The following is a 19846-nucleotide window of genomic DNA, read 5'->3' on the forward strand; positions in this document are numbered from 1 at the left end:
GCCTCCGTTGCCGGCGCGCGACGGGTCAGACCGAGAGGCGGAACCGTTCGACGAGGCCGCTGAGCTCCTCGGCGGTACCGGTGAGCCGGTCGGCGGCGGCGCGCAGCTCGCCGACGGAGCCGCTGGTCGACCGCGCGGCAGCCGTGATGCCCTCGATCCGGTCGGTCATCCCGCCGGCGCCCGCGGCCACCTCGCCGACCCCGCGGTTCATCTCGGCGGTGGTCGCCGTCTGCTCCTCGACGGCCGAGGCGATCGTGGTCTGGTAGTCGTCGATCTGCCCGATGATCGCGGTGATCTCCTCGATGGCCGTCGCGGCGCCGGCCGAGTCGGCCTGGATCGCGGCCACGCGCCGGGCGATCTCGTCGGTCGCCGTCGCGGTCTCCTGCGCCAGCTCCTTGACCTCGTTGGCGACGACCGCGAAGCCCTTGCCCGCCTCGCCCGCCCGGGCCGCCTCGATGGTGGCGTTGAGCGCGAGGAGGTTGGTCTGCTCGGCGATCGAGGTGATGACCCTGACCACCTCCCCGATGCGTGCCGAGGACTCCCCCAGCTCGCGCACCGTGTCGTTCGTCGTCGCCGCGACGGTCACCGCCCGCGCGGCGACCCGGGCCGCCTCGGTGGCGTTGCCGGAGATCTCCCGGATCGACGCCCCCATCTGCTCCCCGCCGGCGGCGACCGCCTGCACCGACGTCGAGACCTGGCCGGCGGCGGCGGACACCTCGGAGGCCGACGACGCGGCGGTGTCGGCGTCGGTCGCCACCCGGTCGGCCAGGCCCAGCAGCTCCGCCGACGAGGCGGCCAGCCCGGTCGCGGTGTCGCGGGTGGCGCCGAGGACGCGGGACAGGTCGTCGAGGCTGCTGTTGAGCGCGGCGGAGAGCCGACCCACCTCGTCGCCCGACCGCACCGGCAGCCGCTCGGTCAGGTCGCCCCGGGCGACCTGCTGCAGGACACCGGCGGCGTTCCGCAGCGGCCGGGTGATTCCGCCGGCGAAGCGGGCCGCGACCAGCCCCACCACGACGGCGGCCGCGCTGGCCACGGCGAGGATGAAGCCGAGGAGGGCACCGGCCGGGGCCGTCGCCTCGTCGGCGTCCTCGCGCATCAGGACGCCCCAGCCGTAGCCGGCGAATCCCAGCGCGCCCTCGGACGCCGCGTACCCGTGCACCTGGTCGCTGCCGTCCGGGTAGTCGGCCCGCCCGGACCCCGAACGCCCGTCGACCAGGGCCCGCGCCGCCGGCAGGCCGGCCGCGGCGAGGTCGAGCCCGTCGGTCCCGTCCGCGCCGGGCCCCGCCAGGACGACGCCGTCCGAGCGCAGCACCTGGCCCTCGACGGAGGCCGACCCGCGGTCGCGCAGCTTGGCCACCTGCTCGTCGAGGATCTGCCCCACCACGCGGTCCCAGGAGGTGAAGTTCGCCCACACCCGGACCGGCGTGCCCGAGGCGTCCAGCACCGGGGCCGCGTAGGGCAGGGACAGCACCTCGCGGCCGGTCGCCGTCGTCACCAGCGGCTCGACGACCGCCTCGCTGTAGTGCGTCTGCCCGGCCGACAGGCCGAGCGCCGCCTGGAACCAGGCGGCCGAGGCCACGTTCGTCCCGACGAGCGATGCCGACGCGACCGGCTGCCCGTCGCCGGTGACGGTGTTCGTCGCGACCACCGTGCCGTCGGCGTCGGCGATCAGCAGGACGTCGTAGATGCCGTAGTTCTTGCTGTAGAAGTCCGCTGCCGCCTGCACGGTGGCCGCGTCTTCCTGGGCCGCGGGGTTGAACGCGAACGCCTGGACGTCGCCGTAGCGCTCGAACAGGTTGCGGTCGATCTTGTCGATGGTGGAGACGGCCTCGCTGCGGAGCAGGTCGCCCTGCGCGGACAGCCAGTCGCCGCTGCTCTTGCTGTAGGCCACCGCCCCGAGCAGACCCAGCGGAGTGATGACCAGGAGCAGGACGAACACGATCAGCTTCGTGCGGAGGGAAGTGCTGCGTGCGGCCATGGGGGCGCCTTCGGGACGACGGGATCGGTGCCTTCCCCATCGGCCGTCGAGCGACGACCTCCACGCGGCCGTGACAGGTGTGACCGCAGGACACACAGTGTTCTCATCCGGCCCCGGCGCCACCTGCCCCGAGCGGGTGACCCGCCCTCGCGGCGCGGCCGGACGACGCCCGGACCACGCCAGACTGGCGGCATGACGGGAGAGGGCAGCACGCAGGACTGGGAGGCGTACCCGCCGGGGCAGGCGCCGCCGCCCGGGTACGGGCAGCCCGCCTACGCGCCGCCCCCCGGCCCCTACGCGCCCCAGCCGTACGGTCACCCGCAGTACGCCCAGACCTGGGCGCAGCCGGGGTACGGCCCGTACGGGCCGGGCTACCCGACGGTCCCCGCCGTACCGCTCCCGTGGCCCTACGGGCCGGCCCGGCCGACCATCGCCACGGCTGTCGCCGTGCTGGGGTTCGTCACCGCGGGGCTCACCGCCCTGGTCATGGTGGGCATCCTGCTCGCGGTGGTGGACGGGACGACCGACCCGTCCACGCTGCTCATGCTCCTCGGCATCCCGTGCGCGATCACGCTGGCGGTGGGCGCGGCCGCCCTCCTGGACCAGCGGACCGAGGAGATCGTCTTCCGCGGTGCCCTGGCGTCGGTGGCGGTGCTCGTCCTGGTCCTCCTGGTCGGGTTGGCCACGCTCGCGGGTGGTGACCGGGCCGTGATGGTCCTCGTGGTGTTCATCGCTCTGCCGCTGCCCATCCTGACGGCGGCGCTCGCCCGCCATCACGACGTCCGGGGCTGGGTCGACGCCTGCTGACCGGTCAGGAGCCGGCGCGCTGCTGCCTGCGCCGGCGGGCCTTGTCGGCGTACATCGCGTCGTCGGCCTCGCGGATCACCTGCTCGTAGACGTCGCCGGGGTGGTCGCCGCCGGCCACCGAGCCGATGCCGATGCTCAGCCCCACGGAGACCGTCGTCCCGCTCAGCACTAGCGGCTCGGTCACCGATGCGCGCAACCGGTCGGCGAGGACCTCGGCGTCGGCCGGCTCGGTGTTCTCGCAGACGATGCTGAACTCGTCACCGCCGAGGCGGGCCGCGGTGTCGCTCGCCCGCAGCACGGACCGCAGGCGCTCGGCGAAGGTCACCAGCACCAGGTCACCCATGGGGTGGCCCAGCTCGTCGTTGATCGCCTTGAAGCCGTCGAGGTCGGTGATCAGCACGCAGGTGGGGGTGTTCTCCCGGCGGCCGCGCTCGAGCGCGTGCCACAGCCGGTCCTGGAACAGCAGCCGGTTGGGCAGGCCGGTGAGCGGGTCGTGGAGGGAGCGGTGCACGAGCTGCGCCTCGAGCTCCTTCCGCTCGGTGATGTCCTCGACGATCATCACCAGGTGCGCGGCCAGGCCGTTGCTGCCCTCGGCCACCCAGGAGGCGGTGACCTGGACCGGGACGTCGGAGCCGTCGGCCCGCCGCAGGCGCGTCTCGTGGCGCATCGGGCGGACGGGATCGGCGATCCACGAGGCGTGCGCCTCGTTGGCGGCCACCACCAGGTCGGGGTGCACCTGGTCGAGCACCGAGTGGCCGTGCAGCTCCTCCTCGCTGCGGCCGAGCATGGCGCAGAGGGCCGGGTTGGCGTCGACGAGGACGCCCGCCGGGGTGGTGAGCGCGATGCCCATCGGCGCGTTGGAGAAGGCGCTGCGCCGGTCGCCCGGAGGCAGCGCGTCGACCACCTCGATCACGTCCCACCTCCCTTCGCCTGCCCACATCTTGCGTGACCGGTACCCCGTTGGATGCACCTGGCGTCACGGATCCGTTCCGGGTCACCCGGCCGGGTGTCCGCAGGAAGGTGCAGGATGCGGGGGACCACTGACAGTCCGAGGAGCCCCCGTGTTCGAGTTCGACCTGGTGCTGCCCACGGCGGTCGACGTCCGCGAGGTCGGCATGCGCGACGGTCTGCAGCTGGAGGCACCCCTCCCGCTGGACGCGAAGCTGGCCATGCTGGAGGCGCTGGTGGCGACCGGCGTGCGCCGCATCGAGGTGACGTCGTTCGTCTCCCCCAAGGCGGTGCCCGCCCTGGCCGACGCCGACCAGGTGGCCGCCGAGCTGTCCCGCTGGGGCGACGTGCACTGGTCGGCCCTGGTCGCCAACCCCCGCGGCGCCGTGCGGGCGGTCGACGCCGGGATCGCCGACCTCGAGTACGTGGTGTCGGCGTCCGACGGGCACAGTCGCGCCAACGCCGGCCGCCCGACCGCCGAGGCGGTCGCCGCGGTGGGGGAGATCGCCGGCCTGGCGCACGGCGCGGGTGGCTCCCTCGAGGTCGTCATCGCCACCGCCTGGGACTGCCCGTTCGACGGCCGCACCCCGATCGCGCGCACCGTCGACGTCGCCCGCGCCGCCGTCACCGCCGGCGCCGACCAGCTGTGCCTGGGCGACACGATCGGCACGACCACGCCGCTGCGCGTCGTCCAGCTGCTCGACGCCGTCCGCCGGGCCTGCCCCGGCGTGCCCGTCGGCGTGCACTTCCACGACACCCGGGGAACGGGCCAGGCGAACGCGCTCGCGGCGATCCAGGCCGGTGTGACCCAGCTGGACTCCTCCGTCGGCGGGCTGGGCGGCTGCCCGTTCGCGCCGGGGGCCAGCGGCAACATCGCCACCGAGGAGCTGGTCTACATGCTCGAGGAGTCGGGGGTGCGCACCGGGCTGGACCTCGACGCCGTCCTGGCCGCCGCCAAGGTCACCGAGGACGCCGTCGGCCACGAGCTCCCCAGCTCGCTGTACCGCGCCGGCGGCCGCTCCGTCCCGCGCCCGGCCCCGGTGGCCGGGTGACGGGGGCGCCGGAGGGCGCGCCCCGCATCGTCGACCCGGCGGTCATGCGCGACGTCCTCGGCCACTTCGCCTCGGGGGTCACGGTCGTCACCGCCGACACCGCGGAGGGGCCGATCGGCTTCACCTGCCAGTCCTTCAGCTCGCTGTCGCTGGACCCGCCGCTCATCGCTTTCGCCCCGGCCCGCACCTCGCGCACCTGGCCGCGGCTGCGCGAGATCGGCCGCTTCTGCGTCAACGTGCTGGCCGAGGGCCAGGACGCGGTCTCGCAGAACTTCGCCCGGTCCGGGCCGGACAAGTTCGCGGACGTGCCCTGGACGCCGAGCCCGCACGGTTCCCCGGTGCTCGACGACGTCGTCGCCTGGATCGACGGGGAGCTGTGGGCCGAGTACGACGGCGGGGACCACACCATCGTCGTCGCGCGCGTCCTGGACCTCGGGGCGCACCCCGACCGGCGGCCCCTGCTGTTCCACCGGGGGTCCTACGGGCTGCTGCGCGAGGGCTGACCCCCGCTCAGCGGAAGCGGACGGCGATCAGCGCGACGTCGTCCCGGTGGTCGAGCGCACCGCTGACGGCGGCGTCGCACAGCTCGCGGGGTCCGGCGTCGGCCGGCGCCGTGGCGATCCGCGCGCACAGCTCGCTGATGCCCTGGTCCATGTCCTCGCCGGGCCGCTCGATCAGCCCGTCGGTGTAGGCCAGCAGCGTCGAGCCGGGCGGCACCTCGAGGGAGACGGTGGTGCGCTGCGTCGTCGCGTCGACGCCCACGAGCATCCCGGTCACCTCCGCCAGCACGCGAACCGAGCCGTCCGGGGTGCGCAGCAGCATCGGCGGGTGGCCGGCGTTGGCGACGTGCAGCCGCCACGGCCGGCCGGGCGCGTCGGGCCGGAGGGCGCGGGCGTAGACCATCGTCGCCATGGGCGCGACCCGCAGGCCCTGCACGAGCCGGTCCACCCGGCTCAGGACCACCTCGGGGTCGGCGTCGTCGGCCTCCCAGATGCTGGCCCGCAGCACACCGCGCAGGTGGCCCATGGCGGCCGCGGCCGCGACGTCGTGCCCGACCACGTCGCCCACCACGATGGCGACCGAGTCGTCGGGCAGGGCGAGCAGGTCGTAGAAGTCGCCGCCGACGTCGGCCGCCTGCGACGCGCTCACGTAGTGCGCGGCGGACTCGATGCCGGGGATCTCCCCCAGCACGGGCAGCAGCGAGCGCTGGAGCGTGTCGGCGACGGCGTGCTCCCGCTCGTAGAGCCGCACGTTGTCGATGGCGAGCGCCGCGCGGCCGCCCAGGTCCGCCGCCAGGTCGACGTCGTCCTGGCTGAAGGGCCGGGTGCCCGGCGCGCGGACGAGGGCGATGGCCCCCAGCGTGCGGCGGCGGGCGATCATCGGGACGGTCAGCACCTGCTCCCCGCCGAGCCGCTGGAAGACCTCGAGCGCGCCGGGGAAGGTGAACACCCGGTGCAGCGTGCCGTCGTCGAGCTCGTCGAGCAGCACCGGGCGCGCCGTGGCCATGCTGCGCAGGCTGGGCGACCCGGAGCCGAGGTGCATGACGTGCAGCGAGGCGAACTCGGCCAGCTCGTCCTCCCTCCCGTCGCGGTGCCGGGAGGCCCATCGGCTCATCTGGCCGTGGTCGTCGAGGAGGGTGACGAAGCCCCAGTCGGCCAGGGCCGGCACGCACAGGCCGGCCAGCAGGTCCAGCAGCTCGGCCATGTCCAGGGTCGCGATGAGCGCGCTCGTCGCCTCGGCCATGAGCGCCAGCCGCCCCTGCGCCCGTTCCGCCTCCGCCTGCGCGTGCTCGGCGTCGCCGCGGGCCTGCTCGGCGACCGCGCGCGCCAGCTCCGCCTCCTGCCGCGCGGTCTGCTCGGCCGCGAAGGCGGCCTCCCGCTCGCGCTCCACCCGCACCCGCTCGGTGACGTCGGTCTGGACGCCGACGAAGCTCACCAGTTCGCCGGCGCCGTCGAACACGGGGCTGACCGACAGCTGGTTCCAGAAGGCCGTCCCGTCCTTGCGGTAGTTCAGCAGCGTCGTGGTCACCGTCCGGCGGGCCGCGAGACCGTCCCGGATCTCGGCCACGGCGGCCGGGTCAGAGGCCGGGCCCTGGAGGAAGCGGCAGTTGCGGCCGATCGCGTCCTCCGCCTCGTACCCGGTGACACGGGTGAACGACGGGTTGACCCAGACCAGCGGGTTGTCCTCCTGGCGCGGGTCGGTGATCGTGAAGGTGATGTCCGTGGCGATGACCGCGCGCTCGCGCAGCGCCTGCAGGTAGATGTCGGGGTCCTCGACCTTCTCGGGCGGGTCGAGGTGCAGGAACACCACCAGCGAGAGCTGCTCCTCGCTGCCGATCTGCGTCAGCGGGAAGCCGGTCACCCACAGCAGCAGGTCGTCCAGCCCGTCGCCGTCCGCGGCGTCCGCCCGGCGCTGCTCGGTGCTGGTCCCCGGGGCCAGCCGCACCGCCTCGCCGGTCACCGGCCGGCCCTGCGCGACCGTCGACAGCGGGCCGCTGGTGCTCGCCAGCGGCCGCCCGGAGACGTCGGTGAGCCCGGCGGAGGCACCCCAGGTGTCGACGTCCACGGGTAGGCGGACGTTGCCGGCGAGCTCGACGGCGGCGGTGTTGGCGTAGACGACCGAGCTGGTCAGGCGGTCGATGACCAGGACGGCGACCGGCACGTCGGCCAGCACGCCCGGCAGCGAGGCCTGCCCGGTGTGGCCGCTCTGGCCCGCCACGGCAGCGCTCGCGGCGGTGACGATGCCCGCCTGCTGGCCCAGACCGGTGTCGGAGGCGGGGGACGACCCGGGACGGTCGCGCTCGGACGGCACGCACCCATTTAACCGCGTGCCATCTATCCCTTCCCAGCAGCTGCTCCCCGCTGACCTGCGCGTACGCCGGACGGGTGTGGCCCGGAACCGCACGGGGAACGTCCCGGCCGACCCGTTCGTCACCGGGGTGAGGCACCGCGCCCCGCGGTCACGCCGAGAGGAAGCGCCATGGGACTGCTCGACCGGCTCTTCGGCCGTCGCCCGCACCAGGAGCAGCGCTACGAGCAGGAGCAGTACGGCCGGCCGCAGCACGCGCAGCCGCAGGGACGGCGTGAGCAGCTGCCCGACGACCAGGCCATCGCCCGCTACCGGTACCTGCTGCGCACCGCTCCCCCCGAGCAGATCGAGCAGGCGCACGCCGAGGCCTTCGCGCAGCTGACCACCGACCAGCGGCAGCAGGTGCTCGCCCAGCTCGCCGCGGCCGTGCCGGCCGGCGAGCGGCCGCGCACCGACGACCCCGAGACCCTCGCCCGGGTCGCCACCCGGGCCGAGATGCGGCAGCCGGGGACGCTGGAGCGCGCGCTGGGCGGCTACGGACCCGGCTACGGGGGTCAGCCGTACGGACCCGGCTACGGACAGGGGTACGGGCCCGGCTACGGCCGCGGCGGGTACGGCTACGGCGGCGGCATGGGCATGGGCAGCATGATCGGCGGCAGCCTGCTCGGCACGATCGGTGGTCTGGTGATCGGCACCGCGGTGGCCGACGCGCTCTTCGACACCGGCATCGGTGACGGCGGCCTGTTCGGCGGCGGCGACGAGGAGGCCTACGCCGAGGGGTACCAGGACGGCGCGGACGGCGGCGACTACGGCGGCGACCCGGGCGCGGACTTCGCCGGCGGTGCCGACAACGGCTGGGACGGCGGCGGGGACTACGGCGACTTCGGCGGCGGGGACTTCGGCGGCGGCGACTTCTGACCCCGGTTCCTGCGCAGCAGGAGCAGCCCCAGCACCGGGAGCACCAGCGGCACGAAGTAGTAGCCGCGCCCGTACGCCGACCAGACCGTCTCGTCCGGGAACGCGGCCCGGTCCACGAGGGAGAGCGTGCCCACGACGAGGACGCCGACCAGCTCGACGGTGATCGCGGCCAGCGCCATCCGCCGACCGCGGGGCCCTCGGGCGAGACCGATCGTGGCCACCACGTAGACCACGGCGGCCAGCGCCGACAGCAGGTAGGCGACCGGTGCCTCGGAGAAACGGGTGGCCAGCTGCACCCCCGCCCGCGCACCGGCGGCGAGCGCGAAGGTGCCGTACACGGCCACGAGCACCCGCCCGGGACCCGAGGTGCCCGGCTCCGCCGGCGCGCCCAGCGCCCGGTCCTCACGCACCGGTCGCCTCCCAGAGCTGCAGCAACCGCCAGACCATGACGCCCACCACCGCGCCGGCGACGGCGAGCACCGTGCCCGCCCAGCGGGTGCGCTCGGTCCGGGCCCACAGCACCCCGGCGACCGGCACCAGGACGACGCCGAGCAGGTAGCCCAGGAACGTCGCGGTCTCCTCCGGCCGTGCACCGCCGAGCATGGCCGCCACCGCGATCCCGGCCTGTAGCAGCAGCAGCAGCTCCAGCACCCCGGCGGTCACGAGGTGCACCAGGCCGGTGCGGCGGTGGGCGAGCGTCGAGAGGAGCCCGAGCAGGGTCATCGCCGCCGCCACCACGGTGATCGTGCCGACCAGGAACGACGTCACCGGCGCGGGTCCGGAGCGGAGGGGCCGGTCAGCACCCGCCCATCCTCTCGCGGTGGCCTCCCCCGGCCGCAGCGAGGTCCCTCCTCAGCGGTGGACGGTGGACATGTCCGGGTAGCGGTCGCCCTGCGCCGCGCCGACCGGGGCGGCCTCGTCGATCCTGGCCAGCTCGTCCGCGCTCAGCTCGACGCCGGCGGCGGCCGCGTTCTCCTCCAGGTAGGCCACCCGCTTCGTGCCCGGGATCGGGACGACGTCCGGATTGCCCTGGCGGTCGCTCTGCGCCATCACCCACGCCAGCGCCAGCTGGCTCGCGGTGACGCCCTTCTCCGCGGCGATCTCGCGGACCCGGTCCACCAGCCGCAGGTTCTGCTCGAACGCCTCGCCCTGGAAGCGCGGGTTGCGCCGGCGGAAGTCGTCGGGTGCCAGGTCGTCGACGCTGCGGATCTCGCCCGAGAGGAAGCCGCGGCCGATCGGCGAGTAGGCCACGAAGCCGATGCCGAGCTCGGCGCAGGTCGCGAGCACGCCGTTCTCCTCCGGGTCGCGGGTCCACAGCGAGTACTCCGTCTGCACCGCGGTGACCGGCTGGACCGCGTGCGCCCGGCGGATCGTCTCCGGGCTCGCCTCGGAGATGCCCGCGTACCGGATCTTCCCGGCCGTGACGAGCTCCGCGAGGGCCCCCCAGGTGTCCTCGACGGGCACGGTCGTGTCCACGCGGTGCTGGTAGTAGAGGTCGATGACGTCGACGCCCAGCCGCCGCAGGGAGGCCTCGCACGCCTCCCGGACGTACTCGGGCCGGCCGTTGACGCCGCGGTAGGAGCCGTCCTCCCCGCGCTCGTTGCCGAACTTGGTCGCCAGCACCACCTCGTCGCGGCGTCCGGCGATCGCCTGGCCGACGAGCCGCTCGTTGGTGAACGGCCCGTACATGTCCGCGGTGTCGAGGAAGGTGACGCCCAGATCCAGCGCGCGGTGGATGGTCCGCTCCGCCTCCGCCTGGTCGGCCGTCCCGTAGAACTCGCTCATCCCCATGCAGCCGAGCCCCTCCGCCGGGACGGTCAGCTCGCCGAGTGTCCGTGTGCGCATGGCCCGCTCCTGCCCGGTCCGCCGCCCGGGCAACCGGAACGGCCGTACCCGGGAGTAACCACCGCGCCGCGGCCTCGTTGGGACAGCGCACAGGTCGCCGTGAACCCGCGAGGAGTGCCCATGAACCGGTCGTTGCGTCGAGCTCTCGCGGTGGGAGGTCTGTCCGCCCTGACGGCGGCCGTCCTCGCCGCGCCGGCCCAGGCGGCGCCGTCCGATCCGCTGGCTCCGGTGCAGGACTTCCTCGCCGACCAGCTCGAGGGGCTGGCCGGCGCTGCCCAGGCGACGGTGCTGGTGCACGGCACCGACATCGAGGCGGCCCGGGCCGCCGTGCAGTCGACAGGGCTGCGGACCGTCACCGAGTTCGAGCGCATCGGCGTCGTGGTGGCGTCGGGCACGGCCGACCAGATCGAGGCCACCCGTGGCGAGCCGGGCGTCACCTACCTCGAGGGCAACACCCCCATCGAGTTCAGCCAGGAGACGTCCAACACCGCCACGCGCGGGGCCGAGGCGGTGCGGACCCTGACCGACGCGAACGGGCAGCCGCTGGACGGCAGCGGGGTCTCGGTGGCGGTCATCGACTCCGGCGTCGACCCGACGCACCCGTACTTCCGGAACGAGGACGGCAGCAGCGCGGTCGTCGCCAACCTCAAGAGCGTGTGCCTCGTCGAGTCCGACACCGGCACCGACTGCGTGCTCCGCGTGCCCGGCGTCCTCGACACCGACACCATCTCCGGCGGCGGGCACGGCACGCACGTGAGCGGCATCGTCGGCGGCCGGCCGACCACCCTCGCCGACGGCGGGCAGCTCCAGGGTGCCGCACCGGGCGCCAGCATCGTGTCCATCTCGACCGGCGCGGTCCTGCTCATCGTGGGCGCCGACTCCGCGCTCAACTGGGTGCTGGAGAACCACGAGGCGCCCTGCGGTGCGGGTGTCCCGGCCACCGTCTGCCCGCCGATCAAGGTCACGAACAACTCCTACGGCCCGAGCGGTGGCGGTGAGTTCGACCCCAACTCCGCGACGGTGAAGCTGCAGCGGGCCCTGGTCGAGGAAGGGGTCGTGACCGTCTGGGCGGCCGGCAACGACGGCGGTGACGGCTCCTCGTCGCTCACCAACCCGCCCGGCCAGGACCCGACCGGCGGCATCCTCTCGGTGGCGTCGTACTACGACGAGGACACCGGCACCCGGGACGGCGTGGTCAGCGAGTACTCCTCGCGCGGTGCGGCCGCCGACCCGTCGACCTGGCCGGACCTCTCGGCGCCGGGCGAGAACATCACGTCGTCCTGCCGGCTGTACCTGCCGATCTGCTCGACCGGTCTCGACCCCCGCAACGGTCCCGGCCTGCTCGACGTCGGCACGTTCAACACGATCAGCGGCACGTCGATGGCGGCGCCGCACATCGCCGGCATCGTGGCGCAGCTCTTCCAGGCCGACCCGACGGCCACCCCGGCCGAGATCGAGGCGGCGCTGAAGGGCACCACCCACCGCTTCACCGACGGTGCGGCGTACCAGTCCGTCGGCGGGTACACCACGTCCTACGACAAGGGCACCGGGCTCGTCGACGTCGTCGCGGCGGTGGCCCGCCTCACCGCCGGCTGACGAGGGGAGCCGGTTCCACGTGGAACACCGGCCCGGGGCGGCGTGAACTGCGCCACCCCGGGCCGTTCTCGACTCGCGCACCCCCTGCGGCCCGGGTTGGATCTAGTCGCATGTGCGGCCTCTGCGGCGAGATCACGTTCGACGGATCACTGGCCGACACGACCGCGGTCGCCCGCATGGTCGAGTCCCTGGTGCCCCGGGGACCGGACGGCCAGGGCTCCTGGAGCAACGGCCGGGTCGCCTTCGGTCACCGCCGGCTGTCGGTCATCGACCTCTCCACCTGCGGCTCCCAGCCGATGGTGGACAACGAGCTCGGGCTGACCGCCGTCTTCAACGGCTGCATCTACGACTACAAGGAGCTCCGGGCCGAGCTCGAGGGCCACGGCTACCGCTTCTTCTCGCACAGCGACACCGAGGTGATCCTCAAGGGCTACCACCACTGGGGCACCGACGTCGTCTCGCACCTGCACGGCATGTTCGCCTTCGCCATCCACGAACGGGACACCGGCCGGGTGGTGCTGGCCCGCGACCGGCTCGGCATCAAGCCGCTGTACCTGGCCGAGACGCCCGGCAAGCGGCTGCGGTTCGCCTCGACGCTGCCGGCGCTGCTGAAGGCCGGGGACGTCGACACCTCGATCGACCCCGTGGCGCTGCACCACTACCTGACGTGGCACGCGGTCGTGCCGGCGCCGCGGACCATCCTCAACGGCGTCCGCAAGCTCCCCCCGGCCACGGTGCGGGTGGTCGAGGCCGACGGCAGCAGCACCGAGCAGCGGTACTGGAACGCCACCTACGAGCGCCGCCCCGAGCACGCGGGCTGGTCGGCGCGGGACTGGGAGGACGCCGTCGAGGAGGCGCTCCGCGTCGCCGTGCGCCGGCGCCTGGTCGCGGACATCCCCGTCGGCGTGCTGCTCTCCGGCGGCCTGGACTCCAGCCTCATCGTCGGCCTGCTCGCGCAGGAGGGGCAGACCGACCTCGCCACCTACTCGATCGGCTTCGAGTCGGTCGGCGGGCGCGAGGGCGACGAGTTCGCCTACTCCGACGTCATCGCCGACCACTTCGGCACGAACCACCACCGGATCCGGGTGACCTCCGACGAGCTGTCCGCCGCGCTCGGGCACGCCATCGGGGCCATGGCCGAGCCGATGGTCAGCCACGACGTCGTCGCCTTCGACCTGCTCAGCGAGCGGGTCAGCGAGACCATCCGCGTCGTCCAGTCGGGGCAGGGCGCCGACGAGGTCTTCGCCGGCTACCACTGGTACCCGCCGCTGGCCGGGGTCGGGCGCGACGAGGCCGTCGAGAAGTACGCGCAGGCCTTCTTCGACCGCGACCACGCGCAGATGCGGTCGGTCGTCTCTGACCGGTACGCCCTCGCCGAGGACCCGAGCCTGGCGTTCGTGCGCGACCACATGTCCCGGCCCGGTGCCGAGACCGCCGTCGACGCGGCGCTGCGCCTGGACAGCGAGATCATGCTGGTCGACGACCCGGTGAAGCGGGTCGACAACATGTCCATGGCGTGGGGGCTGGAGGCCCGCGTGCCGTTCCTCGACCACGACCTGGTCGAACTCGCCGCGCTGTGCCCGCCCGAGCTCAAGCTCGCCGACGGCGGCAAGGGGATCCTCAAGGCGATCGGCCGGCGGATCATCCCGCCGGAGGTCATCGACCGGCCCAAGGGCTACTTCCCCGTCCCGGCGATCACCCACCTCGAGGGCAAGGTCCTCGGGCTGGTGCGCGACGCCCTGGGCGCGGACGCCGCCCGCGACCGGGGCCTGTTCCGGCCGGAGTACGTGGACGCGCTGCTCGCCGACCCGAACGGCGAGCTCACGCCGCTGCATGGGAACAAGCTCTGGCAGCTGGGCCTGCTCGAGCTCTGGCTGCAGGCGCACGCGGTCTGAGGAGGAGCCCCGTGTCACCCCGGCTCGCCGGCCACCGCCGTCGCACGCCCGTCCCGACCACGCCCGCGATGACCAGCCGTTCGTGGCGGTCGCCGTCGCAGCACGAGCGCCAGGGCATGCAGTCCGACGTCGTCCTGGACCTCGCGTGGGGCCGGCTGATCTTCGGCCAGACGTTCGCCGATCTCCTCGACGTCGTCGACGCGCTGCGGGCCGAGGAGGCCGGCGAGCGCGACATCTGCATCTACCCGCGGGACCCGCACGTCCTGGTGGGGCTGGCGCCCGACGAGCTGTTCATCGACCCGAGCTACACCTACCGGCTCGACCTGCACCGGTACCGGCCGCGGACCGAGCTCATCCGCGGCGTCTTCGTGCGCACGGTCACCTCCCAGGCCGACATGGAGGCGATCAACGACATCTACGCCCGCAACGGGATGGTCGTCGGCGACGCCGAGCTCATGTGGCGCAACCACCGGACCCGCGCCTTCACCTACCTGGTGGCCGAGGACCAGCGCACCGGCGCGATCGTCGGCACCGTCACCGGCGTCGACCACCAGCTCGCCTTCGACGACCCGGAGGGCGGCAGCAGCCTCTGGTGCCTGGCCGTGCACGCGCAGGACGCACCGCCCGGCACCGGGGAGGCGCTGGTCCGGGTGCTTGCCGAGCGCTACGTCGGGCGGGGGCGGTCGTACATGGACCTCTCGGTCATGCACGACAATCAGGGCGCGATCCGGCTCTACGACAAGCTCGGCTTCACCCGGGTGGCGGCGGTCTGCGTCAAGCGGAAGAACCCGATCAACACCCCGCTGTTCGCCTCCCGGCCGCCGGGGCTGGAGGACGTGAACCCCTACGCCCGGATCATCGCCGAAGAGGCGCTCCGGCGCGGCATCCGGGTCGAGGTGACCGATCCGGAGTGGGGCGAGATGCGGCTGTCGGTCGGTGGCCGCACCGTGCTCACGCGCGAGTCGCTGTCGGAGTTCACCAGCGCCGTGGCGATGAGCCGCTGCGACGACAAGCGGGTGACCCGCCGCATCATGGAGCGGGCCGGCGTCCGGGTGGCCCGGGGTGCCCTGGCCTGCGAGGGCGAGCTGGCCGATGCGGTCGCGCTGATGCAGGAGGTCGGCGAGGTCGTGGTCAAGCCCGCCCGCGGCGAGCAGGGCCGCGGGATCACGGTGGGCGTCAGGGACGAGGCGGGACTGGAGCGGGCGGTCGCCCTCGCGCTGCAGTTCTGCCCCGACGTCCTCGTGGAGGAGCTGGTGGACGGCGAGGACCTGCGGGTGATCGTCATCGACCGCGAGGTGGTGGCCGCCGCCGTCCGCCGTCCGGCCGAGGTCGTCGGGGACGGCCGGCACACGGTGGACGAGCTGGTCCGATCGACCAGCCGCCGCCGCGAGCGGGCGACGGGCGGGGAGTCGCGGATCCCGCTGGACGACACGACGGCCGAGGTGGTCGCGGAGTCCGGGTACGCGATGGACGACGTCCCGCCCAACGGCGAGCGCATCCGCGTACGGCGCACGGCGAACCTGCACACGGGCGGCACGATCGTCGACGTCACCGACCGGCTGCACCCCGAGATCGCGGAGGCGTCGGTGCGCGCGGCCGCGGCGCTGGGCATCCCGGTGACCGGCCTGGACTTCCTGGTGCCCGACGTCGAGGGGTCCGACTACGTGTTCATCGAGGCGAACGAGCGCCCGGGCCTCGCCAACCACGAGCCGCAGCCCACGGCGGAGCGCTTCGTCGACCTGCTCTTCCCCGAGACCCGCCGCCGCTGAGGAAGGACCCCCTGCCCCCCACCACTCGCAGGCTCGCGGCGGGACCCTGCAGGGGGCCGTTCCATCACGTCACCAGGCCCAGTTCGGCGCGGATCTCGGCGTCGTGCTGGCCGGGGCGGGGGACCGGGCCCACGGCCCCGGGCGTGACCGAGAACCGGGGCGCGACCTCGGGCTGCACCACGCCGTCGACCTCGACGAACACGCCCCGCTCGCGGTTGTGCTCGTCGCGCGTCGCCTCGAGCAGCGACCAGACGGGGGCCACGCAGGCGTCGGTGCCGGCGAAGACCGTCCACCACTCCTCCCGCGTGCGGGAGGCGAACGCCTCGGTGAAGCGCTCGCGCAGGGCGGCCCATTGGCGCGGGTCGTTCCGGTCGGGCAGCGACTCGTCGCCGGCGAGCCCCAGACCGTCCAGCAGGGCCGCGTAGAACTGCTCCTCCAGCGCCCCCACGGCCAGGAACTGCCCGTCGGCGCAGCGGTAGACGTCGTAGAACGGCGCTCCGGTGTCGAGCAGGTTGCGGCCCCGGCGGTCGGTCCACACGCCGGCGTCGAGCATGCCGTGGATCATCGTGGTCAGGACGGCGGTGCCGTCGACGATGGCGGCGTCCACCACCTGCCCCTCGCCCGTGGCCCGGGCGTGCACCAGCGCCGCCACGGCCCCCAGGGCCAGGAACACTCCCCCGCCACCGAAGTCGCCGAGCAGGTTGAGCGGTGGCGCGGGCCGCTCGTCCGGCCGGCCCGAGGCGCCCAGGGCACCGGTGAGTGCGATGTAGCCGATGTCGTGCCCGGCCGAGCTGGCCAGCGGGCCGGTCTGCCCCCAGCCGGTCATCCGCCCGTAGACCAGGGAGGGGCGCAGGGCCAGCAACTCGTCGGGCCCCAGGCCCAGGCGCTCCATCACGCCGGGCCGGAAGCCCTCGAGCAGGACGTCGGCCCGCTCCACGAGCGCCCGGACGACGGCCAGGTCGGCGTCGTCCTTGAGGTCCAGGGCGATGGAGCGCTTGCCGCGGTCGAGCAGGGAGGTGGCACCCAGCGCGCCGATGAGCCCACCTCGGGCACCGCGCCGGTCGATCCGGACCACGTCGGCACCCAGGTCGGCCAGCAGCATGCCGCAGAACGGCCCCGGACCCAGCCCGGCGAACTCCACGACCCGTACGCCCTGCAGCGGTCCGCCCACCGTGGCTCCTCCTCAGGCCCGGGCCGCGGTCGTGCGACCCTCCTCCCGGCATGCTGCCCGACCCCGAACCGACGCCCAGCAGGAGGTCCCGGACGCCGATGGTCTACCTCGCGGTGGCGCTGGGCGGTGCGCTGGGCGCCCTGGCGCGGTGGGCGGTGGGCGAGGCGCTGCCCTCCTCCCCCGCCGGCTGGCCGTGGCCGACCCTGGCGGTCAACCTCACCGGCTGCCTGTTGATCGGGGTCCTGGTGGCGGTCCTGCTCGAGCGCGTCCGCACGACCACGCTGCTGCGCCCCTTCCTGGCCACCGGTGTGCTCGGCGGCTTCACGACGTACTCGACCTTCGCCGTCGACGTCGTCCGGCTGGCCGACGCCGGCGCCTGGGCCGTCGCGGCCGGCTACGTCGTGGCCTCGGTGCTCGGCGGCCTGCTGGCCGTGGTGGCGGGCCTGCTCCTCGGCCGGACGGCGGTGGGTGCGTGACGGCGGCCTGGGTGGTGCTGGGTGCCCTGGCCGGCGCACCCCTGCGCCTGCTGGCCGACCGGGTCGCCGCCGCCCGCCGGGGACCGGGCAGCGTGCTCGGCACCCTGGCCGTGAACGTCGTCGGCAGCGCGGTGCTCGGGATGCTGCTGGGCGCGCGCGGGGTCTCCCCCGCCGTCGTCGCCCTCGTCGGCACCGGCTTCTGCGGGACGCTGACCACCTTCTCGACGTTCGGGTACGACGTCGTCCGGCTGGTCGAGGAACGCGCGGTGGGCCGGGCGGCCGCCTACCTCGCGGCGACGCTGGTGCTCGGTCTGGCGGCCGCGGCGGGCGGGTACGTGCTCGCCGCGAGCTGACCAGGACGGCGTCGCCCGCACCCGGGCGGCGGCCGCCCGCGCGGCTCAGTAGGGTCGGGGGCGGTATGGCGGAGAACACGGGGCACGGTGTGGGGGCGGACAGCCCCGTCGTGGTCGTGGCCAACCGGCTGCCCGTCGACCAGGTGACCGATCCCGACGGCAGCACCCGCTGGCAGCGGAGCCCCGGTGGCCTGGTGACCGCCCTCGAGCCGTTCGTCGCCGGCCGCGGAGGCGCGTGGGTCGGCTGGTCGGGCTCGGCCGGGGACGCCCCGGAGCCCTTCGAGTCCGGCGGCATGTCGCTCATCCCGGTGGCGCTCACCGACGACGAGGTGGACCGCTACTACGAGGGCATGTCCAACGCCTCGCTCTGGCCGCTCTACCACGACGTCGTCGAGAAGCCCGAGTACCACCGGACCTGGTGGGACACCTACGTCCAGGTCAACAAGCGCTTCGCGGAGCGCGCCGCGGCGGTGGCCGCCGAGAACGCGATCGTGTGGGTGCACGACTACCAGCTGCAGCTGGTCCCCGCGCTCCTGCGCCAGCAGCGTCCCGACCTGACGATCGGCTTCTTCCTGCACATCCCGTTCCCGCCCTACGAGCTGTTCACCCAGCTGCCGTGGCGGTCGGCCATCGTGGAGGGCCTGCTCGGCGCCGACCTGGTCGGGTTCCAGCGTCCCTCGGCGGCGACCAACTTCGTCCAGCTCGCCCGCCGCCTGCACGACCTGCCGGCCCGGAAGAACGTCATCGAGTACGACGGCCGCACGGTGACGGCGAAGGCGTTCCCCATCTCGATCGACGTCGCGGCCTTCGACGAGCTGGCCCGCTCCCCCGACGTCGTCGCCCGTGCCGAGGAGATCCGCAAGGAGCTCGGCAACCCGGCCAAGATCATCCTCGGGGTGGACCGGCTGGACTACACCAAGGGCATCGGCGTCCGGCTCAACGCCTACCAGGAGCTGCTCGAGGACGGCGCGGTCGAGGCCCCCGACACGGTGCTCGTGCAGGTGGCCACCCCAAGCCGCGAACGGGTCGAGCACTACGTGCACATGCGCGAGACGATCGAGCAGCAGGTCGGCCACATCAACGGCGTGTACGGGTCGATCGCCGGCCCGGCGGTGCACTACTTCAACCAGTCGATGCCCCGCGAGGAGTTGGCCGCCCTCTACCGCGCGGCCGACGTCATGCTCGTGACCCCGTACCGGGACGGCATGAACCTGGTGGCCAAGGAGTACGTCGCCGCACGGTCCGACCTGGGCGGCGCGCTCGTGCTGTCGGAGTTCGCCGGCGCCGCGGCCGAGCTCAAGCAGGCGTTCCTGGTCAACCCGCACGACATCGCCGGCGTGAAGAACCAGCTCCTGCGGGCGCTGCGCGTCGACCCGCAGGAGGCGGCCACGCGGATGCGCGCGATGCGCCGGCACCTCGCGAAGAACGACCTCGAGCACTGGGCCTCCTCGTTCTTCGAGGCCCTGCGGCGCGAGGCATGACCGAGGCGCTGCCGGGCGGGCTGACCGACGCGCTGGCCGCGCTGGCCGGCCGCCGGCCGCTGCTGGTGGCCAGCGACTACGACGGCGTCCTCGCGCGGCTGCGCGACGACCCGTCCGACGCCGTCCCCGAGGAGGGGGTGGCCGAGGTGCTCGCCCGGCTGGCCGCCGTCGACGGCGTGACGGTGGCCATGGTCAGCGGCCGGGGGGTCGCGGACCTCCGGTCGACGAGCGGGCTGACCGGGCCGCTGCGCTGGGTCGGCAGTCACGGGGCCGAGTTCGACGGTCCGCTCACCGGTGAGCTGGCCGACCGCCGCGACGCGCTGGCCGAGCGGCTCGCCCCTCTCGTCGCCGGGACACCCGGCGCCCGGCTGGAGGTCAAGCCGGCGAGCGTCGCGGTGCACGTCCGCCAGGTCGCCGACCGCGTCGCGGCCGCGGCGTTGCTCGACCAGGCCCGGTCCTCCGCCGATTCGTCACTGACGTTGAAGCCGGGCAAGGACGTGCTCGAGCTCGCGGTGACCGACGCCGACAAGGGCAGCGCCCTGCGACGTCTGGCCGACGAGCTGGGCGCCGCCGCGACGCTCTACCTCGGCGACGACGTCACCGACGAGGACGGCTTCCGCGCCCTCGGGCCCGGCGACGTCACGGTCAAGATCGGTGACGGCGACACCGCTGCGCAGCACCGGGTCCCCGACACCGCGGGGGCGCTCGCCGTCCTCCAGCACCTGGCGGCCCTCCTCACCTGAGCCACG

18 protein-coding genes are annotated in these 19846 nt (G+C 74.2%); 11 read left to right on the plus strand and 7 right to left on the minus strand.

From position 1 onward, the window contains the following. Window positions 1-25: 25 nt before the first annotated feature. Window positions 26-1978: a methyl-accepting chemotaxis protein gene (locus ACI78T_RS08345; protein WP_456557620.1), complete on the minus strand. Its 1953-nt coding sequence runs from the start codon at window positions 1976-1978 to the stop codon at window positions 26-28. A 192-nt stretch (window positions 1979-2170) separates the two neighbouring features. Here ACI78T_RS08345 and ACI78T_RS08350 point away from each other — a divergent pair, with 192 nt between their 5' ends. After that, entirely contained in the window at window positions 2171-2785 is a 615-nt protein-coding gene (locus ACI78T_RS08350) for a hypothetical protein (protein ID WP_456557621.1), read from the plus strand. Between the two features lie 4 nt (window positions 2786-2789). Here ACI78T_RS08350 and ACI78T_RS08355 read toward each other — a convergent pair whose 3' ends face one another. Then, the gene (locus tag ACI78T_RS08355; RefSeq protein WP_456557622.1) at window positions 2790-3698 is read right to left on the minus strand and encodes a GGDEF domain-containing protein; all 909 of its coding nucleotides are present in this window, start codon (window positions 3696-3698) and stop codon (window positions 2790-2792) included. Window positions 3699-3846: 148 nt separating this feature from the next. On the opposite strand from ACI78T_RS08355, the gene ACI78T_RS08360 reads away from it, so the two are divergent. Together ACI78T_RS08360 and ACI78T_RS08365 are read left to right on the plus strand one after the other, a co-directional pair. Then, a complete protein-coding gene (locus tag ACI78T_RS08360; protein ID WP_456557623.1) occupies window positions 3847-4785 on the plus strand; it encodes a hydroxymethylglutaryl-CoA lyase in 939 nt (312 codons plus the stop codon). Continuing rightward, window positions 4782-5288 (plus strand): flavin reductase family protein, encoded by a 507-nt coding sequence (locus ACI78T_RS08365; protein WP_456557624.1) that lies wholly within the window; start codon window positions 4782-4784, stop codon window positions 5286-5288. The genes ACI78T_RS08360 and ACI78T_RS08365 overlap by 4 nt, the downstream gene beginning before the upstream one ends. 7 nt (window positions 5289-5295) lie before the next feature. Here the strand turns inward: ACI78T_RS08365 and ACI78T_RS08370 are convergent, their stop codons facing one another. Further along, entirely contained in the window at window positions 5296-7596 is a 2301-nt protein-coding gene (locus ACI78T_RS08370) for a SpoIIE family protein phosphatase (protein WP_456557625.1), read from the minus strand. A 168-nt stretch (window positions 7597-7764) separates the two neighbouring features. Here ACI78T_RS08370 and ACI78T_RS08375 point away from each other — a divergent pair, with 168 nt between their 5' ends. Continuing rightward, entirely contained in the window at window positions 7765-8511 is a 747-nt protein-coding gene (locus tag ACI78T_RS08375; protein ID WP_456557626.1) for a hypothetical protein, read from the plus strand. Here the strand turns inward: ACI78T_RS08375 and ACI78T_RS08380 are convergent. The 3 genes from ACI78T_RS08380 to ACI78T_RS08390 form a co-directional block, all read right to left on the minus strand. After that, window positions 8466-8921: a hypothetical protein gene (locus ACI78T_RS08380; protein WP_456557627.1), complete on the minus strand. Its 456-nt coding sequence runs from the start codon at window positions 8919-8921 to the stop codon at window positions 8466-8468. The two genes, ACI78T_RS08375 and ACI78T_RS08380, sit on opposite strands and share 46 nt — an antisense overlap. Continuing rightward, complete coding sequence (locus ACI78T_RS08385; RefSeq protein WP_456557628.1) at window positions 8914-9279, minus strand: hypothetical protein; 366 nt, start codon at window positions 9277-9279, stop codon at window positions 8914-8916. The genes ACI78T_RS08380 and ACI78T_RS08385 overlap by 8 nt, the downstream gene beginning before the upstream one ends. Before the next feature lie 84 nt (window positions 9280-9363). Next, window positions 9364-10356: an aldo/keto reductase gene (locus tag ACI78T_RS08390; RefSeq protein ID WP_456557629.1), complete on the minus strand. Its 993-nt coding sequence runs from the start codon at window positions 10354-10356 to the stop codon at window positions 9364-9366. Between the two features lie 120 nt (window positions 10357-10476). On the opposite strand from ACI78T_RS08390, the gene ACI78T_RS08395 reads away from it, so the two are divergent. From ACI78T_RS08395 to ngg, 3 genes are all read left to right on the plus strand, one after another. Continuing rightward, the gene (locus tag ACI78T_RS08395) at window positions 10477-11952 is read left to right on the plus strand and encodes a S8 family serine peptidase (RefSeq protein ID WP_456557630.1); all 1476 of its coding nucleotides are present in this window, start codon (window positions 10477-10479) and stop codon (window positions 11950-11952) included. A gap of 110 nt (window positions 11953-12062) precedes the next feature. Beyond that, a complete protein-coding gene (locus ACI78T_RS08400) occupies window positions 12063-13847 on the plus strand; it encodes an N-acetylglutaminylglutamine amidotransferase (protein ID WP_456557631.1) in 1785 nt (594 codons plus the stop codon). Between the two features lie 11 nt (window positions 13848-13858). Next, window positions 13859-15616 carry an N-acetylglutaminylglutamine synthetase gene (gene ngg, locus ACI78T_RS08405; RefSeq protein WP_456557632.1) on the plus strand — a complete coding sequence of 586 codons (1758 nt, stop codon included), beginning with the start codon at window positions 13859-13861 and terminating at the stop codon, window positions 15614-15616. Window positions 15617-15680: 64 nt separating this feature from the next. Here ngg and ACI78T_RS08410 read toward each other — a convergent pair whose 3' ends face one another. Continuing rightward, complete coding sequence (locus ACI78T_RS08410) at window positions 15681-16787, minus strand: CaiB/BaiF CoA transferase family protein (RefSeq protein ID WP_456557633.1); 1107 nt, start codon at window positions 16785-16787, stop codon at window positions 15681-15683. A gap of 98 nt (window positions 16788-16885) precedes the next feature. Here ACI78T_RS08410 and crcB point away from each other — a divergent pair, with 98 nt between their 5' ends. The 4 genes from crcB to otsB all read left to right on the plus strand — a co-directional run bounded on the left by crcB (window position 16886) and on the right by otsB (window position 19840). Next, complete coding sequence (gene crcB, locus ACI78T_RS08415) at window positions 16886-17263, plus strand: fluoride efflux transporter CrcB (protein WP_456557634.1); 378 nt, start codon at window positions 16886-16888, stop codon at window positions 17261-17263. Beyond that, window positions 17260-17616 (plus strand): fluoride efflux transporter FluC, encoded by a 357-nt coding sequence (locus tag ACI78T_RS08420; RefSeq protein ID WP_456557635.1) that lies wholly within the window; start codon window positions 17260-17262, stop codon window positions 17614-17616. The genes crcB and ACI78T_RS08420 overlap by 4 nt, the downstream gene beginning before the upstream one ends. Window positions 17617-17681: 65 nt before the next feature. Next, on the plus strand, window positions 17682-19097 hold the full coding sequence (locus tag ACI78T_RS08425; protein ID WP_456557636.1) for an alpha,alpha-trehalose-phosphate synthase (UDP-forming): 1416 nt from the start codon (window positions 17682-17684) through the stop codon (window positions 19095-19097). After that, complete coding sequence (otsB, locus tag ACI78T_RS08430) at window positions 19094-19840, plus strand: trehalose-phosphatase (protein WP_456557637.1); 747 nt, start codon at window positions 19094-19096, stop codon at window positions 19838-19840. The genes ACI78T_RS08425 and otsB overlap by 4 nt, the downstream gene beginning before the upstream one ends. The last annotated feature ends 6 nt before the right edge of the window (window positions 19841-19846 follow it).

The organism is Blastococcus sp. SYSU D00922 (assembly GCF_054050495.1).